Annotated in this window: 23 protein-coding genes and 2 pseudogenes; 11 read left to right on the top strand and 14 right to left on the bottom strand. The window is 66.9% G+C overall.

The window, feature by feature from the left end; all coding sequences use genetic code 11:
• Positions 1–7: 7 nt before the first annotated feature.
• On the bottom strand, positions 8–1426 hold the full coding sequence (locus ACFOWB_RS10170) for an MFS transporter (protein WP_378147099.1): 1419 nt from the start codon (positions 1424–1426) through the stop codon (positions 8–10).
• Between the two features lie 763 nt (positions 1427–2189).
• Between ACFOWB_RS10170 and ACFOWB_RS10165 the strand changes: the two genes are divergently transcribed.
• Together ACFOWB_RS10165 and ACFOWB_RS10160 are read left to right on the top strand one after the other, a co-directional pair.
• Entirely contained in the window at positions 2190–5426 is a 3237-nt protein-coding gene (locus ACFOWB_RS10165) for a response regulator (RefSeq protein WP_261405043.1), read from the top strand.
• 1085 nt (positions 5427–6511) lie between these two features.
• Complete coding sequence (locus ACFOWB_RS10160; RefSeq protein ID WP_378147096.1) at positions 6512–7447, top strand: ATP-dependent DNA ligase; 936 nt, start codon at positions 6512–6514, stop codon at positions 7445–7447.
• Between the two features lie 19 nt (positions 7448–7466).
• Here ACFOWB_RS10160 and ACFOWB_RS10155 read toward each other — a convergent pair whose 3' ends face one another.
• Complete coding sequence (locus ACFOWB_RS10155; RefSeq protein ID WP_261405045.1) at positions 7467–8336, bottom strand: SDR family oxidoreductase; 870 nt, start codon at positions 8334–8336, stop codon at positions 7467–7469.
• A 102-nt stretch (positions 8337–8438) separates the two neighbouring features.
• On the opposite strand from ACFOWB_RS10155, the gene ACFOWB_RS10150 reads away from it, so the two are divergent.
• Positions 8439–9344, top strand: a complete 906-nt coding sequence (locus ACFOWB_RS10150) for a LysR family transcriptional regulator (protein WP_261405046.1) — start codon at positions 8439–8441, stop codon at positions 9342–9344.
• A 7-nt stretch (positions 9345–9351) separates the two neighbouring features.
• Here ACFOWB_RS10150 and ACFOWB_RS10145 read toward each other — a convergent pair whose 3' ends face one another.
• Genes ACFOWB_RS10145 through ACFOWB_RS10135 form a run of 3 tightly spaced genes read right to left on the bottom strand, consistent with a single transcriptional unit; the run spans position 9352 to position 11248 of the window.
• Positions 9352–10629: a Y-family DNA polymerase gene (locus ACFOWB_RS10145; RefSeq protein ID WP_261405047.1), complete on the bottom strand. Its 1278-nt coding sequence runs from the start codon at positions 10627–10629 to the stop codon at positions 9352–9354.
• Complete coding sequence (locus ACFOWB_RS10140; protein ID WP_261405703.1) at positions 10626–11009, bottom strand: LexA family protein; 384 nt, start codon at positions 11007–11009, stop codon at positions 10626–10628. Before ACFOWB_RS10140 ends, ACFOWB_RS10145 begins: the two co-directional genes overlap by 4 nt.
• Before the next feature lie 47 nt (positions 11010–11056).
• Positions 11057–11248, bottom strand: a complete 192-nt coding sequence (locus ACFOWB_RS10135) for a hypothetical protein (protein WP_261405048.1) — start codon at positions 11246–11248, stop codon at positions 11057–11059.
• A 185-nt stretch (positions 11249–11433) separates the two neighbouring features.
• On the opposite strand from ACFOWB_RS10135, the gene ACFOWB_RS10130 reads away from it, so the two are divergent.
• From ACFOWB_RS10130 to ACFOWB_RS10120, 3 genes and pseudogenes are all read left to right on the top strand, one after another.
• Complete coding sequence (locus ACFOWB_RS10130; protein ID WP_261405049.1) at positions 11434–11646, top strand: hypothetical protein; 213 nt, start codon at positions 11434–11436, stop codon at positions 11644–11646.
• Positions 11643–12047, top strand: a complete 405-nt coding sequence (locus ACFOWB_RS10125) for a DUF2177 family protein (protein ID WP_261405050.1) — start codon at positions 11643–11645, stop codon at positions 12045–12047. Before ACFOWB_RS10130 ends, ACFOWB_RS10125 begins: the two co-directional genes overlap by 4 nt.
• 67 nt (positions 12048–12114) lie before the next feature.
• A pseudogene (locus ACFOWB_RS10120) lies at positions 12115–13174 on the top strand (SDR family oxidoreductase).
• Between the two features lie 15 nt (positions 13175–13189).
• Here the strand turns inward: ACFOWB_RS10120 and ACFOWB_RS10115 are convergent.
• From ACFOWB_RS10115 to ACFOWB_RS10090, 6 genes are all read right to left on the bottom strand, one after another.
• Positions 13190–13468, bottom strand: a complete 279-nt coding sequence (locus ACFOWB_RS10115; RefSeq protein WP_378147092.1) for a nuclear transport factor 2 family protein — start codon at positions 13466–13468, stop codon at positions 13190–13192.
• Positions 13438–13647, bottom strand: coding sequence for a hypothetical protein (locus ACFOWB_RS10110; RefSeq protein ID WP_378147089.1), 210 nt, complete (start codon positions 13645–13647; stop codon positions 13438–13440). The genes ACFOWB_RS10115 and ACFOWB_RS10110 overlap by 31 nt, the downstream gene beginning before the upstream one ends.
• Before the next feature lie 115 nt (positions 13648–13762).
• Positions 13763–14707, bottom strand: a complete 945-nt coding sequence (locus tag ACFOWB_RS10105; protein WP_378147087.1) for an SMP-30/gluconolactonase/LRE family protein — start codon at positions 14705–14707, stop codon at positions 13763–13765.
• Between the two features lie 40 nt (positions 14708–14747).
• The gene (locus ACFOWB_RS10100) at positions 14748–15587 is read right to left on the bottom strand and encodes an SDR family NAD(P)-dependent oxidoreductase (RefSeq protein ID WP_261405053.1); all 840 of its coding nucleotides are present in this window, start codon (positions 15585–15587) and stop codon (positions 14748–14750) included.
• A gap of 37 nt (positions 15588–15624) precedes the next feature.
• Complete coding sequence (locus tag ACFOWB_RS10095; RefSeq protein ID WP_378147085.1) at positions 15625–18738, bottom strand: efflux RND transporter permease subunit; 3114 nt, start codon at positions 18736–18738, stop codon at positions 15625–15627.
• Positions 18735–19820, bottom strand: coding sequence for an efflux RND transporter periplasmic adaptor subunit (locus ACFOWB_RS10090; protein ID WP_378147083.1), 1086 nt, complete (start codon positions 19818–19820; stop codon positions 18735–18737). The genes ACFOWB_RS10095 and ACFOWB_RS10090 overlap by 4 nt, the downstream gene beginning before the upstream one ends.
• A 246-nt stretch (positions 19821–20066) precedes the next feature.
• Here ACFOWB_RS10090 and fabF point away from each other — a divergent pair, with 246 nt between their 5' ends.
• Entirely contained in the window at positions 20067–21341 is a 1275-nt protein-coding gene (gene fabF, locus ACFOWB_RS10085) for a beta-ketoacyl-ACP synthase II (RefSeq protein ID WP_378147081.1), read from the top strand.
• Positions 21342–21356: 15 nt separating this feature from the next.
• Here the strand turns inward: fabF and ACFOWB_RS10080 are convergent, their stop codons facing one another.
• The 3 genes and pseudogenes from ACFOWB_RS10080 to ACFOWB_RS10070 form a co-directional block, all read right to left on the bottom strand.
• Complete coding sequence (locus tag ACFOWB_RS10080; RefSeq protein ID WP_378147079.1) at positions 21357–22490, bottom strand: MATE family efflux transporter; 1134 nt, start codon at positions 22488–22490, stop codon at positions 21357–21359.
• A 74-nt stretch (positions 22491–22564) separates the two neighbouring features.
• Positions 22565–22618: pseudogene (locus ACFOWB_RS10075) on the bottom strand (hypothetical protein); the annotation flags it as partial.
• Positions 22619–22737: 119 nt separating this feature from the next.
• Positions 22738–23322, bottom strand: coding sequence for a TetR/AcrR family transcriptional regulator (locus tag ACFOWB_RS10070; protein ID WP_378147077.1), 585 nt, complete (start codon positions 23320–23322; stop codon positions 22738–22740).
• 191 nt (positions 23323–23513) lie between these two features.
• On the opposite strand from ACFOWB_RS10070, the gene ACFOWB_RS10065 reads away from it, so the two are divergent.
• From ACFOWB_RS10065 to ACFOWB_RS10050, 4 genes are all read left to right on the top strand, one after another.
• Positions 23514–23699 (top strand): hypothetical protein, encoded by a 186-nt coding sequence (locus tag ACFOWB_RS10065; protein WP_261405059.1) that lies wholly within the window; start codon positions 23514–23516, stop codon positions 23697–23699.
• 36 nt (positions 23700–23735) lie between these two features.
• Positions 23736–23990: a hypothetical protein gene (locus tag ACFOWB_RS10060; protein ID WP_378147074.1), complete on the top strand. Its 255-nt coding sequence runs from the start codon at positions 23736–23738 to the stop codon at positions 23988–23990.
• A 74-nt stretch (positions 23991–24064) separates the two neighbouring features.
• Positions 24065–24268, top strand: coding sequence for a hypothetical protein (locus tag ACFOWB_RS10055; RefSeq protein WP_261405061.1), 204 nt, complete (start codon positions 24065–24067; stop codon positions 24266–24268).
• A gap of 184 nt (positions 24269–24452) precedes the next feature.
• Positions 24453–25643, top strand: coding sequence for a DUF2252 family protein (locus ACFOWB_RS10050; RefSeq protein WP_378147072.1), 1191 nt, complete (start codon positions 24453–24455; stop codon positions 25641–25643).
• Positions 25644–25952 lie beyond the last annotated feature (309 nt).

The raw sequence follows: 25952 nt of genomic DNA, 5'->3' as shown, positions 1-25952 counted from the left end.
CCTCCAGTCAGATGTTGGCGTTGTTCGGATGAGATCTGTGCGCGGGATCGGGCGCAGGCCGTCGGGCGATCGTCAGGCCGAGCCCGGCGCCGATGAGTTGGCTGGAGGCGATGACAAGGAGGGTCACGACGAAAGCGTGAGCGATCTGGCTGGCGCCGGCGCGTGCTCCGCCGAGCGCATAGAAGACGCCGCCGATTACCGCGACGCTGAGCGCCACGCTGACCTGCAGGGTGGATCCGGTCACTCCTGCGATCATTCCCGAGAAGGCGGGCGAAACGCGGCTGGTGACCATCTGCATAAGGCCGGGCGTCGCAAGTCCCTGACCGGCTCCGGTCAGGAATAGCAGCGCGACCATCCAAATCTGGTCGGGCGGCGCGCCCGGCGTCGTGGTTCCGATCAGCCAGGCGATGCCGAACAGAGCGATCGCCTCCAGAGTCATGCCTAGTGGGGTGACGGTGAGCCCAAACACACCTCTCAGCGCCGGCGAAATGAGGGGGCCGAGCAGGTAGCCCAGGCCATAGGGCAGGAAGACCAGGCCTGCTTCCAGCGCGCTTAGGCGCACGGCCTGCTGCAGATAGACAGAGAACAGCAGGAAGAACGTCGAGATCGTGTAGAACAGCAACGCGATCGTCAGCCCGCGGGCCAGTCCAGGCGCGCCCAGGGCGCGGGGGTCAAGCAGCGGAGACCCGCTCGCCCGTGCGAGCGTCCCTTCATAGCGCCAGAAAGCGCCCGCCAGGATCGGAACGACGGCCAGCGACATCCACGTCCATAGGGGCCATCCCGCCTCTCGGCCTTCAGTAAGTGGGATGATCAGAGCGGCGAGCGTCGCCACCGAGAGCCCGGCCCCGACCAGATCGAGCTTGCGCGGATCGCGGGCGCGCGGCGCGCGCAGTAGCGGGACAGCAAAGGCGATGAGCAGGAACGCCACCGGCAGGTTGACGAGAAAGATCGCTCGCCACCCCAGTCCGAAGACATTCAACGAGATCAGCACGCCGCCCAAGGCCTGACCGACCACGGACGCCAAACCGAACACGGCGCCGTAGAGGCTGAGCGCGAGATGCTTCTCCTTCTCTGAAAAGCTCGCCTGGACCGAAGCGAGCGCCTGCGGCGCCATCACGGCGGCCGTCACGCCCTGGATTGCCCGGCCTGATACGAGCGCCCATGGAGACCAGGCGAGACCACAGAGCATGGACGCCAAGGCGAAGCCGAGCAGCCCGACAACGAACATCCGCTCTCGACCGAAGAGATCGCCGAGCCGTCCGCCAGTGATCAGAGTGACGGCGTAGAGGCCTGCATAAGCGGAAATGACCAGCTGCTCGACTGACGAAGACACGCCGAGGTCCTGCTGGATGGAAGGCAGAGCGACATTGACGATGAAGAAGTCGAGCGGAGGCAGGAAAGCGCCGACCAGCAGCACAGCGAACATCGCCCATCGCCGAGGGTCCAGCGCTACGACGTCTGGCTCAGTCGGGATACCAATCACATCTGGCGCAGGTGAGTTGCTAGCGCTCATGGCGTTTACCTTCACTGGCTGACACCGTGCTGGAGTGATCAGCCCCAAAAGCGACAGGAGCCGATGCGCCGCTCGGAGAGCGCGCCTCTATGGGCTTCGGAAATATTACGGAGGACGCGCCTCAGCCGATGGCGCATAACATAACTGCGCCAATTTACTTCGGAACTGACACAACTGTACTGTCGGCGTTCAGTTTTGTGCGGGCTGCTGTCGATGGCGCTCGACTTCCGTACTCTATCGGCGCCCGCTGTTGATCTCATTTAGCCGAGCAAGCGGCGCCGATCCGGCCAAGAGGACGCGCTGCGGTCCCCTCGGAAGATGGTCCTAGTCAGGGCCGGCGAGCTCTGAATCGTATTTCGAGGACGGCGAGCCGCACCGTCAGGTCAATCTTGTCTCCTCGACCCCGGGGGCGGGTCGCCAGGATCCGGCGCGATGCTTGTGCGACGGCGCATGGCTCGTCGAGGGCGCGCAATCTTCCGCTCAGTGCCGCGAAATGCCGTGCCGAACCTCTCGTGACCGACATCAATGGCGAGCGAATAGAGGGGTCGCGTCGATGTCCGAACGTGACCGGTGTGGCCTGCATCAAGCGGACGGTCTCAAGGACCGCAACGGGTCATCCGCGGCCAATGAAGCACGGCCGCCTGGCGCCAATAACGGAAGTTGCCGCTCGTCCTGAATGCCGACATTCAGCGGCGGTCTGTTCCATCCGTCGATCGCCGCCGAGGTCTCGCCCGAACGCCTCGACCGGTTCTTCATCAAGGAAGAGACCGGGTACCGGGCGTCGCCCGAACTCAGAGGTTCCGTGGTCTTCACCGTCCACGACGTCCTGTCCGACCCTCCGTTCTCGCGGCTTGATCTGGTTTCGTGCCGCAATCTCCTGATCTATTTCGGCCCCGAAGCGCATGCGCGCGTGATCGGCCTGTTCCACTTCGCGCTCAAAGACGGAGGGCTGCTTCTGCTTGGCGGGGCCGAGACCGCCGGCGACATCGCCGGGCGGTTCGAGCCGATCTCCAAGGCCCAGCGGCTGTACCGTCGCATCGGTCGCAGCCGTCCGATGGACTTCGGGTTCTCGGCCGGCGGCGCGCTGGAGGTCCGCAGCCCGCTACGCGCCGCCGGCCGTGAACCTCCGCCCCGCGCGACAGCGCTCGCGGATCTCACGCGAGAGCTCGTGCTCGCGGAGCACGCGCCAGCCGCCGTCCTGATCAACGCCCAATATGCTTGCCTCTACACGCTTGGACCGCTCGACCGATATCTGAAGATCCCGCAGGGCTACGCCTCGCATGATCTCCTCGCGATGGCCCCACAGGCGCTTCGCACGCGTCTCAGGAATGTCATCGAGGAAGCCGCCCGCACCCAGGCCCGCGCGACAGCGACGGGAGGAAAGGTCTCGCATGGCGGGGGCACGTACGAGCTGACGCTGACCGCGCAGGCGGCGCCGAACGAGGCTGAGCCTTTGACGCTGGTCTGCTTCATCGAAACACAGCGCCACGACGCCTCGCCCGGGCGGGATCTCTCGCCCCAGGAAACGGTCCGTGTTGATGAACTCGAAACTGAGCTGACAGCGACGCGGCTCGATCTTCAGACCGCGCTCCAGGAGCTCGAGAGGGCGACTGAAGAGGAGAAGACGTTCCGCGAGGAGGCGCTCTCGATCAGCGAGGAGTTCCAGTCCACCAACGAGGAGCTGGTCACCTCGAAGGAGGAGCTTCAATCGCTGAATGAAGAGCTGACGACGCTGAACACCCAGTTGCAGGAGACGCTCGAGCAACAGCGCCGGACCAGCGACGACCTACAGAACGTCCTCTTCAGCACCAACGTCGCGACGCTGTTTCTGGACGCCCAACTCAGGATCAGATTTTACACCCCCGCGATCCGATCACTGTTCAGCGTTATCCCGAGCGACGTTGGCCGTCCTCTCGCCGACCTCAGCGCGCTGTCGAACGACCTCGGCCTGCTCGACGACGCCCGCGAGGTGATGCGAACCTCCGTCTCGATGGAGACGGAAATCGAGACCAAAGACGACATCTGGTTCACTCGGCGGATTCAGCCCTACCGAACGCAGCACGGCGCGGTCGAAGGCGTCGTCATCACGTTCACCGACGTAACCGACAGACGTCGCGTCGCTCATGCGCTCGACGCCGCACGGCGCGTTTCCGACCAGGCCAACGCCGCCAAGACCCGTTTTCTCGCCGCCGCAAGCCATGATCTCCGTCAGCCGCTTCAGACCCTGTCGCTGCTGCACGGCTTGCTTGCGACCACGGTCCATCAGCCCGACGCACAGAACCTGCTCGTCCGAATGTCCGGCGCGCTCGGGGCGATGACCGGCATGCTCAACAAGCTGCTCGACGTGAACCAGATCGAAGCCGGGACGATCCAGATCGCAGCCGCGGATGTCGCGATTGGCGACCTGCTCAATCGGTTGAAGGACGAGTTCAGCTATCCGGCGAGCGCTCAGGGCGTCGAGCTGCGTGTCATCCCGTGCAGTCTCTCCGTTCGGAGTGACGGCCAGCTTCTGGAGCAGATGCTCCGCAACCTGCTGTCGAACGCGCTCAAATACACCGATCAGGGCAGGATCGTGCTCGGCTGTCGCCGGCGCGCGGGATCGGTTCGATTGGAGGTGTGGGACACCGGCGCCGGCATGCCGAGCGAAGAACTGTCTCTGATCTTCGACGAATATTACCAGATCGGCTCGCCCGCGCATGGGCGGGGCCGCGGCCTCGGGCTTGGCCTCTCGATCGTCAAGCGTCTCGCCGACCTTCTCGGCCATTCCATCCACGTCCGTTCGACGCCGTATCGCGGCTCAATGTTCTCGATCTCGGCCGATCGAGCGCTGTCGTCGCGGTTGGCGTCCGAGACTGTCGGAAGGCGGATCTCGCCGCCGCAACGGCGAACGCACGGCTCCAGGATTCTCGCGATTGACGACGATCCGCAGATCCGCGAGCTCTTGGCGCTTCTCCTCAGCCAGGCCGGCCATCAGGTCACCACGGCGCGCGACGGCGAAGACGCCTTGCGTCTTGCTAATCGCGGCGATGCAGGACCCGATCTCATCCTCGCGGACAACAATCTGCCCGGGGCGCTCAGTGGCGTCCAGGCTGCGAAGGAGCTGCGTACCCGACTGGATCGCGATATCCCGGTCATCATCCTGAGCGGCGACATCTCTACGTCGACGCTTCGGGAGATCGCCGACGCCGGCCACCATCGCTTGAGCAAGCCCGTCGAACCCTCGGCGCTTCTCGACCTCGTTGATCAACTATCATCGCCGCGACAAGAACAGGCCAGTTCCGCCGACCTCCAAAGCGAAACTTCAGTCGTGTATGTCGTCGATGACGACCCGATGGTGTTGGACGCCATGCGCGCAATCCTGGCGCACAGCGGCGCGACGGTCCTGACCTATTCGAGCGGTGAGGACTTTTTCGCGAACTATCGAAGTGGGTTGAGTGGATGCCTGCTTGTCGACGTCGGACTGCCGGGCATGAGTGGCCACGATGTGCTTCGTCGTTTGCGTCAGGATCACGACCCTCTGCCCACGATCATGATCACGGGCGCGGGCGAGATCGCGATGGCGGTCGACGCGATGAAGGCCGGCGCTTCCGACTTCATCTCAAAGCCCGTGACGCCTGACGACTTACTTGCGAGCGTCCGGCAGGCGCTTGACCAGTCGGTCGACGCCGGCCGTCGCGACGCGGCGCGGCGTCTCGCAGCGGAGCAGATCGCCGGGCTGACCATGCGCCAGCACGACATCCTCGGACGAATCCTTGCTGGGCATCCGAACAAGATCATCGCGAGCGATCTCGGCCTCAGTCAGCGAACGGTCGAAAACCACAGAGCGGCGATCATGGCCAAGACCGGCGCGAAATCACTTCCAGACCTTGTCCGTCTCGCAGCCACCGCGTCAAGCGACGGAACTGGTGCCTAAGTATTTTCCGAAGCTTGTCGGACCTCAGATCCTTTTCAAGGATCGCGGCTCAGCCCGCTCAAGATTTTGCCGAGCAGGTCGAATTCTGAGCATGCTCGGGGCGCGTGATGCTAAGGCAAAAAGCATATTGTGTCTCAAGACGTGGCAGACGGGAGTTTCCTACGTTTGTTGTGCTCGGCGCATTTGAGGCCTTTGCAACGGCTACAGCTTTGCGGACCAAATTCCGCGAAACCATAGACGTGAAAACAATCGACGGCGACCACGTCTCTACGTTTGAGCTGCTTCTGCTCATGGAGTTTCGACCGATCCTCGTTCGACTTCCAGCGATGGAATAACGATCGTTCTTCCCTCTAACTTGGATCGATGTCGTCAAGGCTTGAAATTTTGATTGCGTACGACCCGTCGTTGCCTGCTTGCTGTGCTGACCTAAGTTCCTGTCATCGTCGACAAAATACAGGCATCGGCGACTGGGAGATGCGACGCGCTCTCGCCCCTCTAGGGAGCGAGCGCGATGCGCCCCACACGCGAAAGTCGCCCACCATACTCGATTCAAAGGCTCAATTTTTTTACCGACGCGAGTTGGTGCGTCGTGGATAATGTCGGGGCCATCGTAGACGATGACAGGCTGCTTATCCGTCTTATAAAAGAAGACGCTCAACGCGAAGCGGACCGTCTAAATGGAATATCTGCGTCAGGCGAAATAAATAGCGCTGACTAAGCGCGTTCTTGTTTTGTATAGATATCGATAACAGTGAACATTTCGTTTTGTTCGTGAGCATTAATACTCACATTTATCTGCGATGAGTATATGTACTCATACTTTGAATCTAGGCGCGGGACCGCCTTCTTTCCGATTAGTCTGCCCATGCTCGAGGGGTGCCCTGGCGCGGACGAGGCGCTGGACGCATCAGCGGCGCCGTCACTCGGGGTCGGAGAGCCGTCCAGCATCAACAGCGGACTTCGTGTGTTCTCCGACAAGCAGACGTTCGATAGGCCGGTAACGTGTCACTGGAATTGGGGCGCTACCGCTGAACGCGCGTAGGGTCTCCACCCACCCTTAACCGGTCCCGGTGATCCTCTTGTGGATGGCCAAGACCCCGCGCCGACTTCGGGAGATCAAGCGGTCGACCGAGGCGTCCGACGCTGCAGTCGCGAGCCGTCCTCTTGTCCGCCGCCGCGATCCGCGGCAGGCGGAGCTCTTCCGCACAGAGTTCGTCCCGCCATGCAAGCCGACGCTCGTCACCGACGCGCCGACGGCCAAGGGCTGGGCGTTCGAGATCAAGCACGACGGCTACCGCATGCAGGCCCACGTGAACGCCGGGGCGGTCCGGCTTTTTACGAAGTCCGGCCTCGACTGGGCCGACCGGGCGCCAAAGATCCGATCCGCCCTCGAGCGGCTGCCCGTCGAGGCCGCGGTGATCGACGCGGAAGCCGTGATGGTCGGCGAGGACGGTATCAGCGACTTCTTCGCCCTGCACTCGGCGCTGGCGAAGAAGCGCGCCCCGCAGGCATTTCTCTACGCGTTCGACCTGCTGCACCTCGACGGCCAGGACCTTCGGGAGCTGCCCCTCGACGAGCGGCGCCTGCTGCTTGAAGACCTGCTGCTGAGGGCGGGCGAACCGGAGGCGATTCGGTTCTCGGAAAATGTCGAGGGCGCGCCCGCCGACATCGTCGCCGCGGCTTGCCGGATGGGCCTCGAGGGCGTCGTCGCCAAGCGCCAGGATGCCCCCTATCGCTCGGGTCCCAGCAAAAGCTGGCTGAAGGTGAAGTGCACGCAGGTCGGCACGTTCGGTGTGACCGCCTACCTGCCGGGCTCGCGGTCCTTGGACCTAGCCGAGCTGAAGGACGGTGGCCTGGTCTCGGTCGGCTCGGTCGGGGCGGGCCTAAGCGAGCGCGCCGCGGACGCGATTAGGGCGCGGATTGCAGCCGAGGGCTTCGCCTTGGTCGAGGTCGAGTACCGCGGCCGGACGCCCTTGGGGAACCTCAGGCATCCGGCCTTAAAAGGCGTCGCGTCGGGCTAAGCGACCCGCGCGTCGACCTTCAGACCGTGGGCACGAGCTTGGCTGCAGCTTCCCGGTAGGTATGGAGGGGACGACCGAGGATTGTCGTCAGCCTCTCGACGTCGCCCGGTTCCGGGATCATGCCGTCGCTGACGTAACGCTCGGCCATCAGCCGCATCTCATAGGCCTGCCACTTCGGCATGAACGTCGCCATGTTCTGCTCGAAGGCGCTGGGGTCGTCGCCGCCGTAAACGACGGGGCGGCCCAGGAGGTCGGACCAGATCGCGGTCACATCGGCGCCCGTCAGCGTGTCTGGGCCAACCAGGTTGATGGTCTCGATCGGCAGCTTGCCGGGCGCCTGGTCGCGCCGGATTAGCTCGATGGCTGCGACCTCGGCGATGTCACGGGCGTCCACCATGGCGACGCCCTTGGCGCCGATCGGCATAGGGTAGACGCCGTGGTTCACGATGACGTCCCTGACCATGACCTCGTTGTCGATGAAGTAGGACGGCCGCAGGATCGTGGCGCTGAAGCCCTCCTGCTCGAGCATCCGCTCCGCCCCGGACTTCACCGCGAAGTGCGGCACGTTCGCGAAGCGGTCGGCGTGGATCACCGAGAGGTAGACGACCCTGTCGACCCCCGCCTCGCGGGCCACGTTGAGCGTGATGATCGCCTGGGTGAATTCATCGCCCGTGACGGCGTTCAGCAGGAACAGCGTGGTCACGCCGTCGAACGCCTTGCGCAGCGCTTCGATGTCGAGAAGGTCGCCCTGCGCGACGTCGACCTCCTTCGGGAAATCCGCCTTCGAGGCGTCACGGGTGAGGACGCGCACGGCCGCGCCGCGCTTGACGAGCTGGTCGACGACATGGCGGCCGACGCGGCCGGTGGCGCCGGTGACGAGAATGGTCATTGGAATCGCTCCTGTTCGGGTTGAGGACAGCCCGAAAGTGAGTGATCCACATTCGTCTCGATAGACGCTATATCTGAACGCTGTGTCTCACTGGTGGAACAGATGGATCTGCTTGCGCTCGCCGACTTCAATCTCGTCGCCCGCCATGGCGGGTTCGGAAAGGCCGCTCGCGCGGCCGCACGCCCGAAGGCCACGCTGTCCCGACGGGTAACCGAGCTGGAAGCTAGCCTCGAGCTCCGCCTGTTCGAGCGAGGGGCCCGTGTCTTGAAACTGACTGAGGAAGGCCGCGCGCTGTTCGAGCGGACTGCTGTGATGCTGACCGAGCTGGACGAGACGGCGACCGAGATCGCATCCCGCGGAGGCCGTCCGCGGGGGAGGCTCAGGATCAGCGCGCCGTCGCTGTTTTCCCAGACGACCATGGGAAGACTCGCCGCGGGCTTCGCGCTGAAGCATCCCGACGTCAGGCTCGAGGTCACGGCCGAGGATCGGCCCGTCGACATGATCGAGGAAGGCTATGACCTCGTCATCCGGGTGAACCCGGAGCCTGACGCGACGTTGGTCGGCCGCGTCTTCCTCCGCGACCGCCTGGTGGTCGTGGCGAGTCCCGGTCTCGCACGCCCCTTGATCGGCAGCGAAGCCGTCCCGGCCGTCGTGAGGGGATCGGTGGGTGGTGCCGAAGCCTGGCAGGTGAGCACGCAGGAAGGGCGATCATCCATCGCCGTGGATCCCAAGCTGGGGCTGTCGTCGCTCGTCATGGTGCGAGACGCGGTTCGCATGGGCGTCGGCGCGGCCCGGCTTCCGCTGTCGCTCGCCAGTCCCGACATCGTCGCCGGACGACTTGCGCACTGGGGCGACGTCGAGGGACCCGAGACCACGTTGTGGGCGCTGTACCCGACCCGACGGCTTCTCAGCGCTCGCGTGGCGGCGTTCCTGGACCACTTGAGGGATGCCTTCCCGAACGGGAGCCCTGACGAGCTCGCCGCCTACGTCAGTCAGAGCGCGGGTTGATCCGGGGCTAGCCCGCCCTCGCCACCGGGAGCTCGTCGACCCGCGTCGTGTAGCGCGGCGAGCGCATCTCGAACTTCGTCGCCCACGGCATTTTCATGCCCGCCGCCGCCGAGATGATGGCGCCTCGGCCGAAGCGCGCATTCACGGCGTCGACCGCGGCCATCATCCGGTCGGCCTTCTCGCGGTCGCGCCCGCCGATCAGCGCAGCGGGCGCGTGGTCGGCGCGGACCAGGTCGTCCAAGATCACGCCCGCCTTCGCGAGCTTGGCGCCGCGCGGTGGCCAGAGGCGACGCGCCCCGCGGGAGGCCGCCGCGATGAGCGCCAGCCCGTCGCTCGTCGCCTCGATTAGGTCCTCGGTGGCGCCCGCGGAGAAGTGCGGGTCGCCGTTGTGGAGGTTGGAGTGCGCGAACACCGACAGGTGCGTCGCGGCGAGGCCGTGGCGCCGCAGCTTCTCGCCCGCGCGGAAGGCGTGCGAGGCCACGGCCTCGATGAGGCCCTCCAGCGTGGTCACCGGTCGTCCGAAGCTGCGCGTGACGGCGATGCCCTTCCGCTGAGGAACAACAGTCTCGAGGTCGATGCAGGTGACGCCGCGGAGCTCGTGGAGCGTCCGCTCGCCGACGACGGTGAACTTCATCCGGATCTGACGTGGGTCCATGCGCGCGAGGTCGCCCGCCGTTTTGATCCCCAGCGCCTCCATCTTCGCCCACGACCGCGGTCCGACGCCCCACACGTCTGAGACGTGGAAGCGGTCGAGCCTGGCCTGTCGCTCGGCCGGATCGGTGAGGTCGACGACGCCGCGGGCCTCGGGATCCTTCTTGGCCATGGCGTTGGCCGCCTTAGCCAGGGTCTTGGTGGGCCCGATGCCGACGCAGGTCGGAACGCCCGTCCAGCGCAGCACGGTCGCGCGCAAGTCCCGGGCCAGCTCGGCCCGTTCGGACAGCCGGAAGTTCGAGAGATCGAGAAAGCTCTCGTCGATCGAGTAGGTCTCGACCTCGCGAGCCCAGGATTCGTAGATCCAGCCCATTCTGCGGCTCATGTCTCCGTAGAGCGTGTAGTTCGAGCTGTAGACCGCGATCCGTTCGCGGCGGCAGAGGTCGCGGATCTTGAAGAAGGGGTCGCCCATCTTGATGCCGAGCGCCTTGGCCTCGGAGGTCCTTGCGATCGCGCAGCCGTCGTTGTTCGACAGCACGATCACGGGACGGGTCGCGAGCTTGGGATCGAACACGCGCTCGCAGGAGCAGTAGAAGCTGTTGCCGTCGATGAGGGCGAAGGAACGCTCGGTCACGGGCGCACCGCCCGTAGGCGGTGCAGGTTCCACGTGACGACGCCCCAGAGCTCGATCTCGGCCAGCTCCGGCGCCTCGAAGTCCGGGAGCCGCCTGTTGGCGAAGGCGAGCCGCGGACGGCCCGCCAGCGAGAGCCGCTTCAGCGACCGCTCGCCGTTCACGATGGCGACGACCACGTCGCGGTCGCGCGGCTCGAGGCTTCGGTCGACCACCAGGATGTCCCGGTCGAAGATCCCCGCGTCCTGCATGCTGTCGCCGTCCACCCGCCACAGGAACGTCGCCGGCGGGTTGGTGATGAGCAGCCGCGCCACGTCGACCGCGTCCTCGAGGAAGTCGTCGGCCGGAGACGGGAAGCCCGCGCAGAGGCCGTGCTCGAACATCGGCACCCGAAGCTCGGGGCCGAGCGCGACCGCACGGACGAAGCGGCTCACGGGGCGGGCCTCGGCGGCTGCAGTCCGCGCCGATAGCCGAGGGACACGTTACGCTCGGCGTTCTCCAGAAGGGCGATCAGGGACCTGATCGCGGCGCGCTCGCTTCCAGCCTGCCGAATCGCGTCGTCGACGGCGCGCTCGACGTCCGAGCCCTCGTCTTCCAGCAGCTTGTCCGCGACGTCCGGCATCCAACTCTCCCAAAAGGAGCGCAAGGATGCATGAGAACATTTAGGGAACAAGTCCGTTCCTGATCGGAGCGACGCGTCAGTCCGCCTCGGGGCACCGGACGCTGTCTCCGAACGTCCATGTCCGCAGGACGTTGCCTGTCTGAGGGTGGCGCAGACGCGCCGCCGAATTCTTTCAGGAGACGGGCATGAGCGACAACGACGTGGTCGGATGGGTCTTCGACGACAAGGACGGCGGCCGCTGGGCGGTGCAGGCCGACAGCAAGGAGGCGGCGATGGAGATCTTCACGAAGACCGCACCTTCCAAGACCAGCATCGTCGACGAGCACACCATTCCGAGCGCGGACGCTGCTCGTTACCAACTCGAGCAAGGCAAGGCCGTCCAGCAGGCGAAGGCATGAAGACGAACCTCATCGCCTACGGCTTCACGGCCGTCGCTTTCCTTGTCATCGACGGGATCTGGCTCGGTCTCGTTGCCCGTGGCTTTTACAGGAGCCAGATGGGCGACCTGATGTCGCCCAGTCCCAGCATCGCCGCGGCGGCCGCTTTCTACCTGATCTTCGTGTTCGGGCTGGTGTGGTTCGCGGTCTCGCCGGCGCTTGCGTCGGGATCGTGGACGACAGCGTTGGTCAACGGAGCGGTCCTCGGTCTCGTCGGCTACGCGACCTACGACCTCACGAACCTCGCCGTGGTGCGCGGCTTCCCGCCGATGCTGGCGATGGTCGACCTGGCTTGGGGAACGGTCCTGTCCGCGGTCGCCGCAACAGTCGGCTTCGTCGCAACGCCGGCGGTCTCAGGCTGACGCGCTCCGGCCGTGAAGGCTGGTCCTGTAGCCCCGCGGCCGCTCAACCTCAACTGAAGGACTGTCCATGAACACCGCCCTCATCGTCGGCGTGACCGGGATCGCCGGAAGCGCGCTCGCCGAGTCCCTCGTCGCCGACGGATGGAAGGTCCTTGGTCTCGCACGCAACCCCGAGAGACAGGAGGGGGTGAAGCCGATCGCAGCCGACCTGCTGGACGAGGCCGCGCTCCGGGGGAAGCTGTCAGGCGCAAAGCCGATGCACGTGTTCATCACGAGCTGGCTGCGACAGGACACAGAGGCCGAGAGCATCCGTGTCAACGGCGCGATGGTCCGCAACATCCTCACGGCCGTCGGGCCGGCGGGGGTCGGTCCGGCACGTTGCGTTGGTCACGGGCCTGAAGCACTACCTCGGACCCTTCGAGGCCTATGGGAAAGGCGACCTGCCCAAGACGCCGTTCCGCGAGAACCAGGGTCGGCTCGACGTCGCTAATTTTTACTACGCGCAGGAGGACGAGCTGTTCGCTGCGGCGAAGCGGGACGGCTTCACCCGGTCGGTCCACCGCGCCCACACGGTGATCGGCAAGGCCGTTGGGAACGCGATGAACATGGGGACGACGCTCGCGGTCCACGCGACGATCTGCAAGGAGACGGGACGACCTTTCCTGTTCCCGGGCTCCCTGGCGCAGTGGGAGAGCCTGACTGACATGACGGACGCCCATCAGCTCGCGGCGCAGATGCTGTGGGCCGCCACGACGCCGGAGGCCGCCGACACCGCGTTCAACATCGTCAACGGCGACGTCTACCGATGGTCGTGGATGTGGGGCCGGATCGCCGAGTAGTTCGAGCTCCCATACGTCGAGTTCGACGGGGTTGTCCGGCCGCTCGAAGAGCAGATGGCCAAAGACGACGAGACCTGGCGCAAGATCGCCGTGACACATGGTCTCGCGGAGCGAGAGCTCGGCCGTCTCGCTTCCCCTTGGCACACCGACGCCGACCTCGGCAGGCCGATCGAGGTCGTGACCGACATGAGCCGATGCCGGAAGCTCGGCTTCACGGGCTATGTCGCGACCGACGACGCGTTCTTCTCGCTGTTCGAGCGGCTTCGGCAGGAGCGGCTGATCCCGTAGGATTCCGCGATTCTGTTAGCTCCCGATCGGTTCGGCCGCGGCTTCGTCGAGACCGGTCCCGGCCTGGACCGCGAGCGCGCGATCTGCGGCCTGCGAGTCGAAGTACTCCCCGAGGGTGCGGACCTTGCCCCACTTCAGGGTGAAGACGTGCAGGCCGCGGTTCTCGTACCGACTGCGACCGTCGCGAAGGGCCTCGGTCGCCCTCCATCGCGCGAACACGGTCGTGTTCCAAGGTCCGCCAGTCATCCAAACTTCGTCCAGCGTTATGCGGAGCGTGGGGAAGACGCGCCCCATGCGCTCGACCCACTTGCGGACGGCCTACTTACCGCGTCGCTCGCCTCCGAGCGCGTGCGTTCCGGACACGCGGTGATGGACGTCTGGGCCATGTCCTTGACCACAGCGTCCCATCGGCGGACGTTCACGTCGTCGAAGCTCAGGCGGATCTTCTTCTCGACGATGTAGGCGTAGACCATGGAGCGTTTCCTTCGCTGTTGCGCCGCCTGCCGCCGGCCGGGCGGGCCGACGGCGCCATGAGACCTTGGCGGACAGTCTTCGGTGGAGAGGCAGCGTCCTTGGCGGACCGGGCCGCTACCGATCGGCCTTGATCGAGCGGAACTGGAAGCTCTTCGGCATCTGCCCCTTGAGCGACGGATCGACGAGATTGACGATCTGGCCTTCGGCGACCCAGATGACGTCCCCGACGCGGGTTAGGCCCGTCGGTCCCGCGAACTCCTTGATCATCGTCAGCGTCGCCTTGCCGTCGGCGATCGTGACCTGCGACAGCGGCCCGCCGCCCTCGACCATCAGGAAACCGGCGCCGTCCGCCTTAAGGCCGTCCGGGAACTTCAGCGGCCGCGCCGTCTCTATCTTCTCAATCTTGCCGACCGCGCCGGAATCAACCTCCATGCGGAACAGCTCGCCGCTGATGAAGGTGTTGGCGTAGAGGAAGCCGTCGGCCCCAAACGCGAGGCCGTCGAGGCCGCCCTTGAGCCGGTCGTCCTGCGCCCACACCTGCATCTTCGTTTCGCCGAAGGCGAGGCGCAGGATCTGCGGCTGGGCCGTGTTCGAGACGTAGAGCGCCTTGTCGGGGCCAATCGCCATGTCGTTGCAGATCGCGGGCCTCGACGGCAGCTCGACGCTGATCCGGCCTTCGCCGGTCGTGAGGTCGAAGCCCTTCACGAACGAGCCCTCGATCTCGGTCGGGCCCTTGGCTCCGAGTTGGGAGGCGTCGTTGGAGCAGACCCAGAGCAGCCCGTTGGCCTCGTCGGCCAGCACGCCGAAGGTCGAGCGCGTTCCGAAGGCCCCTGGCTTGATCCAGACCTCAGCTTCGGCCGACCCTGGCTTGGCGCGCACTATGCCGCCATGGGTGAGGCTTCCGGCGTAGAGCGTGCCGTCCGCCGTTGCCGTCACGCTTTCGGGGAACGGCGAGCCGGCCGGAACTGCGATCGTCGCCGGATCAGCCGTCGCGGCGGACGCGGCGCCGAAGACGAGGCCTGCGGTGGCGAGCGCTTTCCAGCTCCGTGTTCTTTTCATCGTTCGGTCCTCCTGATCGGGGTCTTGTTCGGCGCCGCGCTCAAGCGACCTCAGCCTTGGCAACGGTCTTCTTCGGGCGCATGCTGGCCATTGCATGTCCCATGATCGTGGTCCGGGCCCCGCGCGGGAGGGGTGCGAGCGACCAACCCAGGAACTTGGCGACGAAGCCGGGTCGCACAGTTCCGGATCGGCCGAGCGCCGCGATCGTGGCGCGCGCCACGTCTTTCGTGGTCGCGGCGAAGCCCATATTCATGTTCGCGCGGCTCGCGAAGCCGCTGTGCGTCGGCCCCGGAGCGGTGGCCAGCACATCGACGCCGCGTGGCTTCAGCTCGCGCGAGAGCCCATCGGCAAGGCTCTGCACGAACGCCTTCGTTGCGGCGTAGTTGGCTGCGCCGGCCGCTCCCTGGAAGGCGAGGACGGAGCTGAACAAGACGAGCCCACCGCGGCCGCGGGCGGCCAGACGGCGGCCGAACACGGTGGAGATTTCGACGACCGAGCGGCAATTGAGGTCGACCATGTCGAGCTCTGTTTCGAGCGAGGCGTCGAGCAACGCGCCTGAAGTGCCGAACCCGGCGGCCGCAACGACAAGGCCGATGTCGAGTTCAGCCGTCGCCTTGTCGAGCTGCGCCGCCCCGCCGCGGGGCCCGAGATCGCTCGCCACGACGCGCGTCTCGACGCCGTTCCTGCCGAGATCGGCCGCGAGCGCTTCGAGCGCCTCCTGCCGCCGGGCGACCAGCACGAGGTTAAAGCCGTCCTGAGCGAGCTGCTCGGCGATGGCGCGCCCGATCCCATCGGAGGCGCCCGTCACGAGCGCCCAGGGACCGTAGCGGCGCAGGTTCGGGCTTGGGTTCCCGGCCCGGTCGGATGCTTGCAGGCTCATGTCGGTTTTCCTGTGTTTCGGTCGTTGATGGGATGGCTTAGGCGTGGACGGGCGCGTTCGGAGCCGCCGCGATCGGCGCCGGCTTCGCGCCCGTCTCCGGACGGATGCGGAACCAGATCGCGTAGAGCGCCGGCAGGAAGAGCAGGATGAGGACCGTGCCGGCCGCTGTGCCGCCGATCAGCGTGTAGGCGAGCGAGCCCCAGAACACGGACAGCGTCAGCGGCATGAAGGCGAAGACGGCGGCAAGCGCGGTCAGCACCACGGGACGCGCGCGCTGGACGGTTGCTTCCACCACCGCCTCGTAGGGGCTCATGCCCTCCTCCTCGTTGGTGTGGATCTGCCCGATGAGGATCAGCGTGTTGCGCATCAGGATGCCGGACAGGCCGATCATCCCGAGGATGCCGTTGAAGCCGAACGGCACGTTGAACAGGAACAGCGTGGGCATGACCCCGACGAGGCCGAGCGGCGCCGTCAGGAACACCATGAACATCGCCGAGAAACTACGGACCTGCAGGATGAGCGTCAGCAGGATGAAGCCGACCATCACGGGGAAGATCGGGACCAGCGCGGCGTTGGCCTTGGCGGAATCCTCGGCGTTGCCGCCGATCTCGATGCGGTAGCCGGGAGGGAGCGCCGCGATCGTCGGCTCAAGCGCCTTGAACACTTCCGCCGTGACCTGCGGCGGCTGCAGGCTTTCGTCGATGTCGCTCTGCACCGTGATGGTCGGGATGCGGTTGCGTCGGCGCAGGGCCGGGTCTTCCGGACGAGACTCGACATGGCCGATCTGGCTGAGCGGCACGGGAGCGCCCTCGCGATTGACGATGGTGAGGTCGCCGAGCCGGCCGAGGTCGGGCGCCGCGCCGAGGTCGCTCCGCACGACGAGGGCGACGGCGCGGATGTCCTCGCGGACCTGGGCGACGGTCACGCCGCGAAGCAGGACCTGGAGCTGGTCGGAGACGTCCGCAGTGGTGAGCCCGATGGCCTGCAGGCGGTCCTGGTCGAGCACGAAGCGCGCCGTCGGGGCCCGCTCGCCCCAGTCCTGATTGACCGTGCGCGTGTTGGGGTTCGCCGTCATCACGGCCTGGACCGTGTCGGCGATCCCGCGCAGGACCTGCGGGTCCGGTCCCATGACGCGGAACGCGACGGGATAACGCGAGTAGGGGCCGAACACGAGCTGGGAGACGCGCACCTGCGCTTCGGGCGTGAGGCCGTTCGCGATCTCTTGCCGCGCCTTCAGCTTCAGCGCCTCGCGCTGTTCCTCGCTTCCCGTCAGCACGACGATTTTGGCGAAGGACGGGTCGGGCAGTTCGGGGTTGTAGGAGAAGAAGAAGCGCGGCGCGCCGGCCCCGACATAGGCCGTGACGATCTTGGCTTCCGGCTGCTTGAGCAGCCAGTCCTCGACGCGTCTGGTGGTGCGGCTGGTGACGTTAATCCCGGTGCCTTCCGGCATCTGGACCTCGAGCAGCACTTCCGGACGGTCGGAGGTCGGAAAGAACTGCTGCTTGACCGCGCCCATGCCGACGACGGACGCGCCGAACATCAGGGCCACGGCGCCCGCGACCACAAACTTCCGCCGGATCGACCAGCGTACGAGGCGCCGGAAGCGTTCGAACATCGGCGTCGAGTAGATCTGTCCGTGCGCGTCGCCCGGGAGCTTCTTGATGTCGGGCAGCAGCTTCACGCCGAGATAGGGGGTGAAGGCCACCGCGACGACCCACGAGGCGAGCAGCGCGAAGCCCGTCACCCAGAAGATGTTGCCCGCGTACTCGCCCGCGCTCGACGCCGCAAAGCCCACGGGCAGGAAGCCGAACACCGTGACCACGGTGCCGGCCAGCATGGGCGCGGCGGTGTGCGACCAGGCGTAGGTCGCGGCCTCGACCCGGCTCAGGCCCTCCTCAAGCTTCACCACCATGATCTCGATGGCGATGATGGCGTCGTCGACCAGCAGGCCGAGCGAAAGAATGAGCGCGCCGAGCGTGATGCGGTCGAACATCCGGCCCGTGATCATCATGACCACCAGCACGATCGCGAGCGTCAGCGGCACGGCCGCCGCCACCACGACGCCGACGCGCCAGCCGAGGCTGATGAGGCACACGACCATGACGACCGCGAGCGCGGCGTAGAATTTCAGCATGAACTCGCCGACCGCCTCGTCGATGTTCACCGCCTGGTCGGACACCTTCGAGATCGTCACGCCGACGGGCAGATCCGCGCCGAGCGTGGCCTCGGCCCTTTCGAGAGCCTTGCCGAGATCGAGACCGTTCCACCGTTCCTTCATGACGACGTTGAGGAGCAGCGCGTCCTCGCCGCCGTTGCGCACGAGCAGCGTCGGCGGGTCCTCGTAGCCGCGCTCGACGCTCGCGATGTCGGAGAGCTTGAGCGTGCGGCCGTTGGCGACGATCGGCGTGTCGCGGATGCGGTCGAGGCTGTCGAGCGCGCCGTCGAGGCGCACGAACACTTCCGGCCCCGATGTCTCGACCGAACCGGCGGGGGTGACGGCGTTCTGGCGCTGCAGCGCGCCGAAGACGTCGTTGGGGCTGACCCCGAGCGTCGAGAGCCGCGCATAGGAGAAGTTGACGAAGATCCGCTCCGGGCGCTCGCCCATGATGTCGACCTTCTTCACGCCCGGCACCTGCAGAAGGCGCTGGCGGAGGGTCTCGGCGTGGCGCACGAGCTGCCGCTCGGGCAGGCCATGGCCTTTGAGCGCGTAGACCGCGAAGGCGACGTCGGAATACTCGTCATTGACGAAGGGCCCGAGCGCGCCCTGCGGGAGCCGGGTCTTGAGGTCGCCGAGCTCAAGCTTCTTGCGCGCCTCGTAGAACTGCCCGGCCACTACCTGGGGCGGCGTCGAGTCGCTGAGGTTGAGGGTGAGCAGCGCAAGGCCCGGCCGCGCCAAGGTCTCGACCCTGTCGTAATACTGAAGCTCCTGGAGCTTCTTCTCGATCGGGTCGGCGACGAGGTCCTGCATCTCCTGCGCGGTGGCGCCGGGCCAGACCGCCGTCACGGTCATGACCTTGACGGTGAACAGTGGATCCTCGCCGCGGCCGAGCTTGAGGTAGGCGACCGCGCCCGCGACGATGATCGCGATGATGAGGAACAGCGTGATCCCGCGTTCGCGGACGGCGAGCGCCGAGAGGTTCCAGCCGCTCACTGCATCGCCGCCTTGTTCTCGGCGACGCGGATCTCCTCGCCCTCGCGCAGGAAGCGTCCGCCGGTCGCGACCACCGTCTCGCCGGTCGCGAGGCCCTCATCGAGCGTGGCGAAGTCCGCGCCGAGGCGCGCGACCCTGACCGGGCGCCGCTCGAGCTTGGGCCCGTCGGCCACGGTCCAGACGAAAGCGCCGGACCCGTCGTCGTTCAGCGCGGCGAGCGGCACCCGCGTGCCGGTCGCCGCGCCGCCGATTGGAACGCTCACCGTCACCGTCGCGCCGAGCGGCGCGCTGGCGGCGTCGCCGCCCAGCACGTAACGCGCCTCGTAGGTCCGGGTGCGCGGGTCCGCGGCGTCGGACAGCTGGCGAAGCGTCGCCGTGCCCTTCAACTCGCCGCCGTAAAGCGACGCCTGCGCTTCCGCGCCGAGTTGCGGGCGCACGCTTTCGGGCAGGCTGATGGACGCCTCGCGCGATCCGCTGCGGGCGATGCGCAGGACGACCTGGCCCGCTGAAACCACCTGCCCGGGCTCGCCCAGGGTCTCGACCACGACGCCGTCCTCGTCGGCCTTCAGCAGCGAATAGGCGCTCTCGTTGCGCGACATCTGGGCCTGCGCCTTCGCGGCCTCGAGCTGGGCGTTCGCGGTGTCGAGCGCGGCCTTGGCCTGCTCGTAGCGCTGCTGCGTCGACCAGCCCGCCTTGCGGAGCTCGCGGTAGCGGATTTCGTCGGCGGCGGCCTGCTTCTGGACCGCGTCGGCGGAGGCCACCGCCCGCTCGCGGGACGTGATCGTCAGATCCAGGTCGGTCCGGTCGATGCGCATCAGGGATTGGCCGGCCTTCACGCTCGCGCCCGTGTCCACGAAGCGCTCGACGATCTTGCCCGGCACGCGGAAGCCGAGATTGCTCTGGACCCTCGCCGCGACGACGCCCGTGAAGGATCTGCGCTGGGCCGCGGCCGGCTCGACCTTCGCGGTCTGGACGATGCGCGCCGCCTGGCGCGGGTCGGCCTGCGCCTCCGGCTTGCAGGCGCCAAGTGCAAGCGCCGCGGTCGCGACGCCCATGAGGCAGGCAGTGCGGACGCCGGTCATCGATCTCTCCCAACAGGTCTTTACATATTACAGCCATCATATAAAAAGATCTGGCGTCGCTTGCAAGCGGATTCTTCGGCCGCTTCCCTCGGAGGGTCGGGGGACGCTCGCTGCTTCGCCGCTGCGGCCGGCTTTCGGCCTGGCCCGTCTTGCGACCCACCGGATTTGGTCGTGGTCGGCCGCAGCGACCCGAAAACCGCGTCGATCCCGGCGCGGGCGGAACAGAGAACGGCAGGAGCATTCGCCATGAGCCATCCGCGACGCGTCGTGGTCACCGGAATGGGTCTCGTGACGCCGCTCGGCGTCGGCGTGGCGCCGGTCTGGCGGCGTCTCGTCTCCGGGCGGTCGGGGATCCGCCGCCTGCCGGACGCGATGGTTCTGGACGTCGCCGCGAAGGTCGGCGGGGTCGTTCCGTCGATCACCGAGGATCCGGAGGCGGGATTCGACGTCGACTCCGTGGTCTCGCCCAAGGACCAACGGAAAATGGACCGCTTCATGACTTTCGCGATCGCGGCTGCCGACGAGGCGATTGCGCAGGCGGGCTTGCGCCCGTCGACGGCCGAGGAGCGAGAGCGGACCGCGACGATCATCGGGTCAGGCATCGGCGGCTTTCCGCAGATCGTTGAGGCGGTCCGCACGACGCACGACAAGGGGGTGAGGCGGCTGTCGCCGTTCACCGTGCCTTCGTTCCTCGCCAATCTCGCAGCCGGATGGGTGTCGATCCGGCATGGCCTGAAGGGCCCGCTCGGGGCGCCCGTCACCGCTTGCGCCGCCGGCGTCCAGGCGATCGGCGACGCCGCGCGCATGATCCGGGCCGACGAGATCGACGTTGCGGTCTGCGGCGGCGCGGAGGCCTGCATCGACCGCGTCAGCCTCGGCGGCTTCGGGGCGGCGCGCGCGCTCTCGAGCGCCCACAACGACGATCCGGCGCTCGCCTCCCGTCCGTTCGACGCCGCGCGCGACGGCTTCGTCATGGGCGAAGGCGCTGGAATCCTCGTGATTGAGGCGCTCGAGCATGCGCTGGCGCGCGGCGCGAGGCCGATCGCCGAGCTCGTCGGCTACGGCACGAGCGCAGACGCCCACCATCTGACGGCCGGCCCCGAAGACGGTGACGGCGCCCGGCGCGCGATGCTGCTGGCGTTGAAGCAGGCAAGGCTCGCCCCTTCTGAGGTGGACCACATCAACGCGCACGCGACCTCGACCCCGGTGGGCGACCTCGGCGAACTCGCCGCGATCCGTTCGGTGTTCGGGACCCGGGCAGGTCCGGCAATCACTTCGACGAAATCGGCGACCGGGCACCTGCTCGGGGCGGCGGGGGGCGTTGAGGCCGTCTTCGCGATCCTCGCGATGCGGGACGGGATCGTGCCGCCGACCCTCAACCTCACCGACCCCGATCCGGCGGCCGCCGGACTCGACCTCGTGGCGCTGACGAGTGGCCGGGCGCCGATCGAGGTAGCCATGACCAACGGCTTCGGCTTCGGCGGCGTGAATGCGAGCGCGATTTTCCGGCGCCTGTCCTGACGCTGTCGACCTCCGTCAAGCGCGGCGGCTCCAATCGGCCGTCGCCGTCAGCGCGCCCATGGCGACGCCGTAGAACACCAGGCCGACGGCGACCGCGGCGAACACGATCCAGAGCGACACGCCCAGCGTCGCCGCGAGCGCCGCTCCGCCGATCGCGATCACGGTGCGGCCGAGCGTGACGGCGAGCGGCTTGCCGAGCCGGCCCGCGCCCTGGGCCGCGAAGTAGAGCGACATGCCGAAGGCGAAGAAGCCGTAAGCGGGTCCCGCGATCCTGAGGTAGCTCGACCCCGCGGCGATCATCTGCGGATCGGAGCCGAAGAGCCCGAGCCAGGCGGCCGGCGCCGCGGCGGCCGCGAGCCCGATGGCTTCGGCGGCGACGAACGCGAAGGCCGCGCCCGTAAACGCGATCCGCTTTGCGCGCACGACGTCGCCCGCTCCGATATTCGTGCCGACGAGCGGCACCAGCGGCGCGCCGAAGCCGAACGACAGCGGGATCAGCAGGTATTCGAGCCGGGCGCCCGTCCCGTAGCCCGCCAGCGCGCCGGACCCCGCCATGTGCCCGACGACCGCGGTGACCACGATGAAGATCAGGTTGGTCTGGACGGACGTCAGCGAGGCGAGCGCGCCGACCTTGAGGATGTCGGCGAAGAACCGCCATTCGAGGCGCTGGGGCTTCAGCCGGATGAGGCTTCGGCCCGACAGGACGTGCCAGGCGAGATAGAAGCAGCCGAGCGCGTTGAAGATCATGATCGCCAGGCCGCCGCCGGGCACGCCGAGCCCCGGCAGCGGCCTGTAGCCGTAGATTAGAAGCGGCGAGAGGGGAATGATCAGGATTACGCCGAAACACACGACGCCGGCCGGAACCAGCATGTCGCCCGTGCCCCGGAGCGCGCTCGCGAGCGCGTTCATGACCCAGAGCAGCACGTTGCCCGCGAACACCACGTTCGAGTAGGCGACCGCCGCCTCGAGCGCGCCGCCCTCCGCGCCGAGCATGGCGTAGAACGGGCGTCCGTAGGCGAGCGCGAGAACCGCGAACGCCGCGCCGATCGCGCCGAGCAGCACGACGCCGTGGAACGCGACGCGGTCTGCGTCGTCGCGGCGGCCGGCGCCGAGCGCCCGCGCCACCGCGGACGAAACCCCGCCGCCCATGGCCCTACCGAAAGCATCTGCATCAGCATAAAGGGCGGAAACACCAGCGCCATGCCCGCGAGCGCGTCCGACCCCAGCCTGCCGACCCAGTAGGTCTCGATCAGGCCAGTCGCCGCCTGCAGCAGCATCACGACGAGGTTCGGCCACGCCATCTTGAGGATCAGCGGCGCGACCGGCGCCTCGAGCATTGCGCGCGTGCGGGGGTCGAGGGCCGACGTATCCAGCGGAAACGCAACCGCCGCGGCGGTCACGCCGGGAAGTTCGTCTTCAGGCGCTCGCGGCAGACATCGAGCACGCGGTCGGACAGGGCCTTATCGTCCCGGCACGCGCGCGCCAGCACGATCGCGCCGATCATCCCGGCGTAGAGCGCGAGCACGTCGTCGCTTGCGTCGTCGCCGAGGCCGAGCGTCTTGCTGATGCGCGTCGCAGCCTCCCGCGCGCCGTCCGCCGCCGCACGTTGCACCACCGTGTCGCCGCGGGAGGTCTCCGCCCCCAGCGCCGCGATTGCGCAGCCGGCTTCTGGATGATCGCGATGACCACGGCTCACATACTCGTCGATCGCCGCCGCCGCGCGATCCTTCCGCGGCCCTTTCGATCGCTCTGCGGCTCGCACCAAATGGTCGGTCGTTCCCTGCAGGGAACGGGTCACGGCCTCCGCGACCAGCGCGTCCTTCGAGCTGAAATGGGCGTAGAAGCCGCCATGGGTCAGCCCGGCCTCCTTCATGAGCGCCGGCACGCTGACGCTGTCGACGCCGTCGCGCCGGAACAGCGCGGCGGCCTGCGACAGGATGCGCTCGCGGGTGGCGGCCTTGTGCTCCTTGCTAAGCGGCATGTGCGTGTCTCCTCGTCTGCTCCGCCGTCCGCTCGAGGGGATCGACGTTTCACTCTTTGTATGTCGTATATAATATCATGTTACGGATGTCATCTTAAAGCCTACGGCAGAATGAGCCGCTGTGACCAGAGGGACCTCGGTCTCCCCAAGGCGATCTGATCCTCCTTCGTTCAGACAACGGAGCCCGAAGCATGACCGACAACGCAGGCGCCTCTACCCCAAGGGTGCTGTTCATCGACGATCTGCAGGTCGGGCAGCGCTTCACCAGCGTCGAGACCAGAGTCGATCGAGACGAGCTTGTTGAGTTCGCTGAACGGTACGACCCGCAGCCTTTCCATCTCGACGACGAACGCGCGCGGTCCACGATCTTCAAATGACTCGCCGCCAGTGGATGGCACACCGCCTCGCTCTCGATGAGCCTGCTCGTCGACACGCTGCCATTTGCGTGCGGCGTCGTGGGGCTGGGCGTCGAGGTGTCGTGGCCAGCTCAGACCCGCCCCGGGGACGTGCTCCATGTGGACGGCCACGTCGCAGCCATCGAGCGCACAGGGCGGAGCTCCGGCGTCGTCACCATGAAAAGCCGCACCCTGAACCAGCGGGGAGAGGCAGTCCAAGAGATGACCGCAAGGCTGCTTGTCCAGGCCCGGCCAAAGACCGCGCCGAACTGATCCCAGGCGGCGCGGGCAGGTGACTTGAGTTCCGGCTCGGAAGTCCAGCGAGTTATCGAATTGAGGAGCTGACGATGAATAGGTTTTGGAACGGATTGCGGACGCTGGAAGAAGCGCTCGCCGGACTGGACGATCCGCATGGCGAGAGGTTCTCTCGCATCGAGAAGAGGCTGCGCGATCTCGAAGGACGGCTGGATCAGATCGAGGGCTTTGCGGACGGCTCGCCGGAACAGCAGAACTCGGCGCCAGGGTCGGAAGGCGTCGTCGCCGCGGGATGACCCGGCGCAACCGTAGTGTCACGGCGGCGTCGAGTTGACCCAAGCTTCCAACAGACCGAGCCGATGGCGCGCAGACTGAAGCGATCGGGCAAGGGCTCGCCGGACCGGCGACCGCACGTCGTCCGGAACGATAGCGTTCGCGGAACGATCATTACTCACGATGTCGTGAGCAAGATGAGCAGATTTGCCAAGCCCTAATGAAAGAGCTCGTCTTCTCGACGCCGCGCGCGCCCTCAAGATGGCCCGTTCGGCGCATGCCTACGTTCGCGGCAACACAATCAAGTTCTATGAGTGGCTTGCGTCCTCGCCTAGTGCGGCAGAGGTTCCCACAGGCCCGCCGGTCTGGATCTGCGGCGACTGCCATCTCGGCAACCTCGGGCCCTTGGGCGACGGCGACGGCGGCATCGAGGTCCAGATCCGCGATCTCGACCAGACTGTGATTGGCAATCCGGCGCTCGACATCATCCGCTTAGCCGTGTCGCTCGCAAGCGCGACCCGCGGTTCGGATCTGCCGGGCGTCGTCACCGCACGCATGATCGAGGAGATCATCGGGGGCTACGAGGCGGCGCTGGCCGATCCCGACGCCTCGATCAAGGACGCCGGGCCCGAGCCCGACGCCGTCCGGACGGTCAGGCGCCGCGCTCTCGGCCGACAGTGGCGCCATCTCGCCCGGGAGCGCTTCAAGGATGCCGATCCGAGAATTCCGCTCGGCCGCAAGTTCTGGGAGCTCGCCACGGACGAACGCGCAAGCCTGACGGACGCGCTCGCTGATCCAAGAATCGCCGAAACGGTGCTGTCGCTGGAAGACCACGACGTCAAAACCCGCATGGTCGACGCCGCCTTCTGGATGAAAGGATGCAGCTCGCTCGGACAGCTTCGCTATGCGGCGGTGATCGGCATGCGGAGCGGCGGCAAGCGGGAACGGTTCGCGCTCGTGGACGTGAAGGAGGCGGTCGCGCCGGCACCTTCGTCCGTGCCTTACGCCGTCATGCCCGAGGACCCCGCCGAGCGCGTGGTGGCCGGCGCGCGGACTCTCTCGCCCCACTTGGGCGAGCGCATGATCGCCACGAAGGTGCTCGGCCGCCCTGTCTTTGTCCGTGAGCTACTTCCGCAGGACTTAAAGCTCGAAGTGGAGCAGTTCTCCCGCAGCGAGGCCCTCGCGGCAGCACGCTATCTTGCCTGGGTTGTCGGACATGCCCACGCCCGGCAGATGGACGCAAGATCCCGCCACGCCTGGCGTCGAACCCTCCTCGACCGGCACGGCGTCGATCTAGAGGCGCCGTCATGGCTCTGGCGGAGCGTCGTCGAACTCTCGGGCGCGCATGAGGCGGGCTATCTAGAGCACTGCCGCGCGTACGCTCTGGCGGACGCATGACCTCGAGCCTCTACGACCTCTACGTAGAAATAGTGCCTCAAGAAGCGAGTCGCCAGCATCGGGCTCAAGAGCAGACGCTACCAGCGTCCGCTTAGGGGCAGCCCGGGACAAGGCCATCCGGCTCAGATGCGCCAACAGCGGAAGTTGCTCCTTTGCCCCGAACCGGACGTTCGCGCGAGCAAATCCCAGCGATTGGTCGCTATCCCAAAAAGCCAGCTTAAACGGCGATCTCCCTGCAAGTGGCCGGCGTCCGTTCTAGCTGGCGCGCTCGTACGGCCGCTGTGCTCGGTCCGATGGTCGCTCTGCACT

The sequence above is a fragment of the Chenggangzhangella methanolivorans genome (genome assembly GCF_042648545.1).
GTDB classification, from domain to species: Bacteria; Pseudomonadota; Alphaproteobacteria; order Rhizobiales; family Methylopilaceae; genus Methylopila; species Methylopila methanolivorans.
This window is presented reverse-complemented; position numbering and strand designations above follow the sequence as displayed.

Coding starts and splice junctions, on each gene's coding strand:
- ACFOWB_RS10170 (WP_378147099.1), bottom strand. CDS start 1,426: ATGTTCGCTGTGCTGCTGGTCGGCGCTTTCCTGCCTCCGCTCGACTTC.
- ACFOWB_RS10165 (WP_261405043.1), top strand. CDS start 2,190: ATGCCGACATTCAGCGGCGGTCTGTTCCATCCGTCGATCGCCGCCGAG.
- ACFOWB_RS10160 (WP_378147096.1), top strand. CDS start 6,512: ATGGCCAAGACCCCGCGCCGACTTCGGGAGATCAAGCGGTCGACCGAG.
- ACFOWB_RS10155 (WP_261405045.1), bottom strand. CDS start 8,336: ATGACCATTCTCGTCACCGGCGCCACCGGCCGCGTCGGCCGCCATGTC.
- ACFOWB_RS10150 (WP_261405046.1), top strand. CDS start 8,439: ATGGATCTGCTTGCGCTCGCCGACTTCAATCTCGTCGCCCGCCATGGC.
- ACFOWB_RS10140 (WP_261405703.1), bottom strand. CDS start 11,009: ATGTTCGAGCACGGCCTCTGCGCGGGCTTCCCGTCTCCGGCCGACGAC.
- ACFOWB_RS10135 (WP_261405048.1), bottom strand. CDS start 11,248: ATGCCGGACGTCGCGGACAAGCTGCTGGAAGACGAGGGCTCGGACGTC.
- ACFOWB_RS10130 (WP_261405049.1), top strand. CDS start 11,434: ATGAGCGACAACGACGTGGTCGGATGGGTCTTCGACGACAAGGACGGC.
- ACFOWB_RS10125 (WP_261405050.1), top strand. CDS start 11,643: ATGAAGACGAACCTCATCGCCTACGGCTTCACGGCCGTCGCTTTCCTT.
- ACFOWB_RS10115 (WP_378147092.1), bottom strand. CDS start 13,468: ATGGGGCGCGTCTTCCCCACGCTCCGCATAACGCTGGACGAAGTTTGG.
- ACFOWB_RS10110 (WP_378147089.1), bottom strand. CDS start 13,647: ATGGTCTACGCCTACATCGTCGAGAAGAAGATCCGCCTGAGCTTCGAC.
- ACFOWB_RS10105 (WP_378147087.1), bottom strand. CDS start 14,707: ATGAAAAGAACACGGAGCTGGAAAGCGCTCGCCACCGCAGGCCTCGTC.
- ACFOWB_RS10100 (WP_261405053.1), bottom strand. CDS start 15,587: ATGAGCCTGCAAGCATCCGACCGGGCCGGGAACCCAAGCCCGAACCTG.
- ACFOWB_RS10090 (WP_378147083.1), bottom strand. CDS start 19,820: ATGACCGGCGTCCGCACTGCCTGCCTCATGGGCGTCGCGACCGCGGCG.
- fabF (WP_378147081.1), top strand. CDS start 20,067: ATGAGCCATCCGCGACGCGTCGTGGTCACCGGAATGGGTCTCGTGACG.
- ACFOWB_RS10080 (WP_378147079.1), bottom strand. CDS start 22,490: ATGGGCGGCGGGGTTTCGTCCGCGGTGGCGCGGGCGCTCGGCGCCGGC.
- ACFOWB_RS10070 (WP_378147077.1), bottom strand. CDS start 23,322: ATGCCGCTTAGCAAGGAGCACAAGGCCGCCACCCGCGAGCGCATCCTG.
- ACFOWB_RS10065 (WP_261405059.1), top strand. CDS start 23,514: ATGACCGACAACGCAGGCGCCTCTACCCCAAGGGTGCTGTTCATCGAC.
- ACFOWB_RS10060 (WP_378147074.1), top strand. CDS start 23,736: ATGAGCCTGCTCGTCGACACGCTGCCATTTGCGTGCGGCGTCGTGGGG.
- ACFOWB_RS10055 (WP_261405061.1), top strand. CDS start 24,065: ATGAATAGGTTTTGGAACGGATTGCGGACGCTGGAAGAAGCGCTCGCC.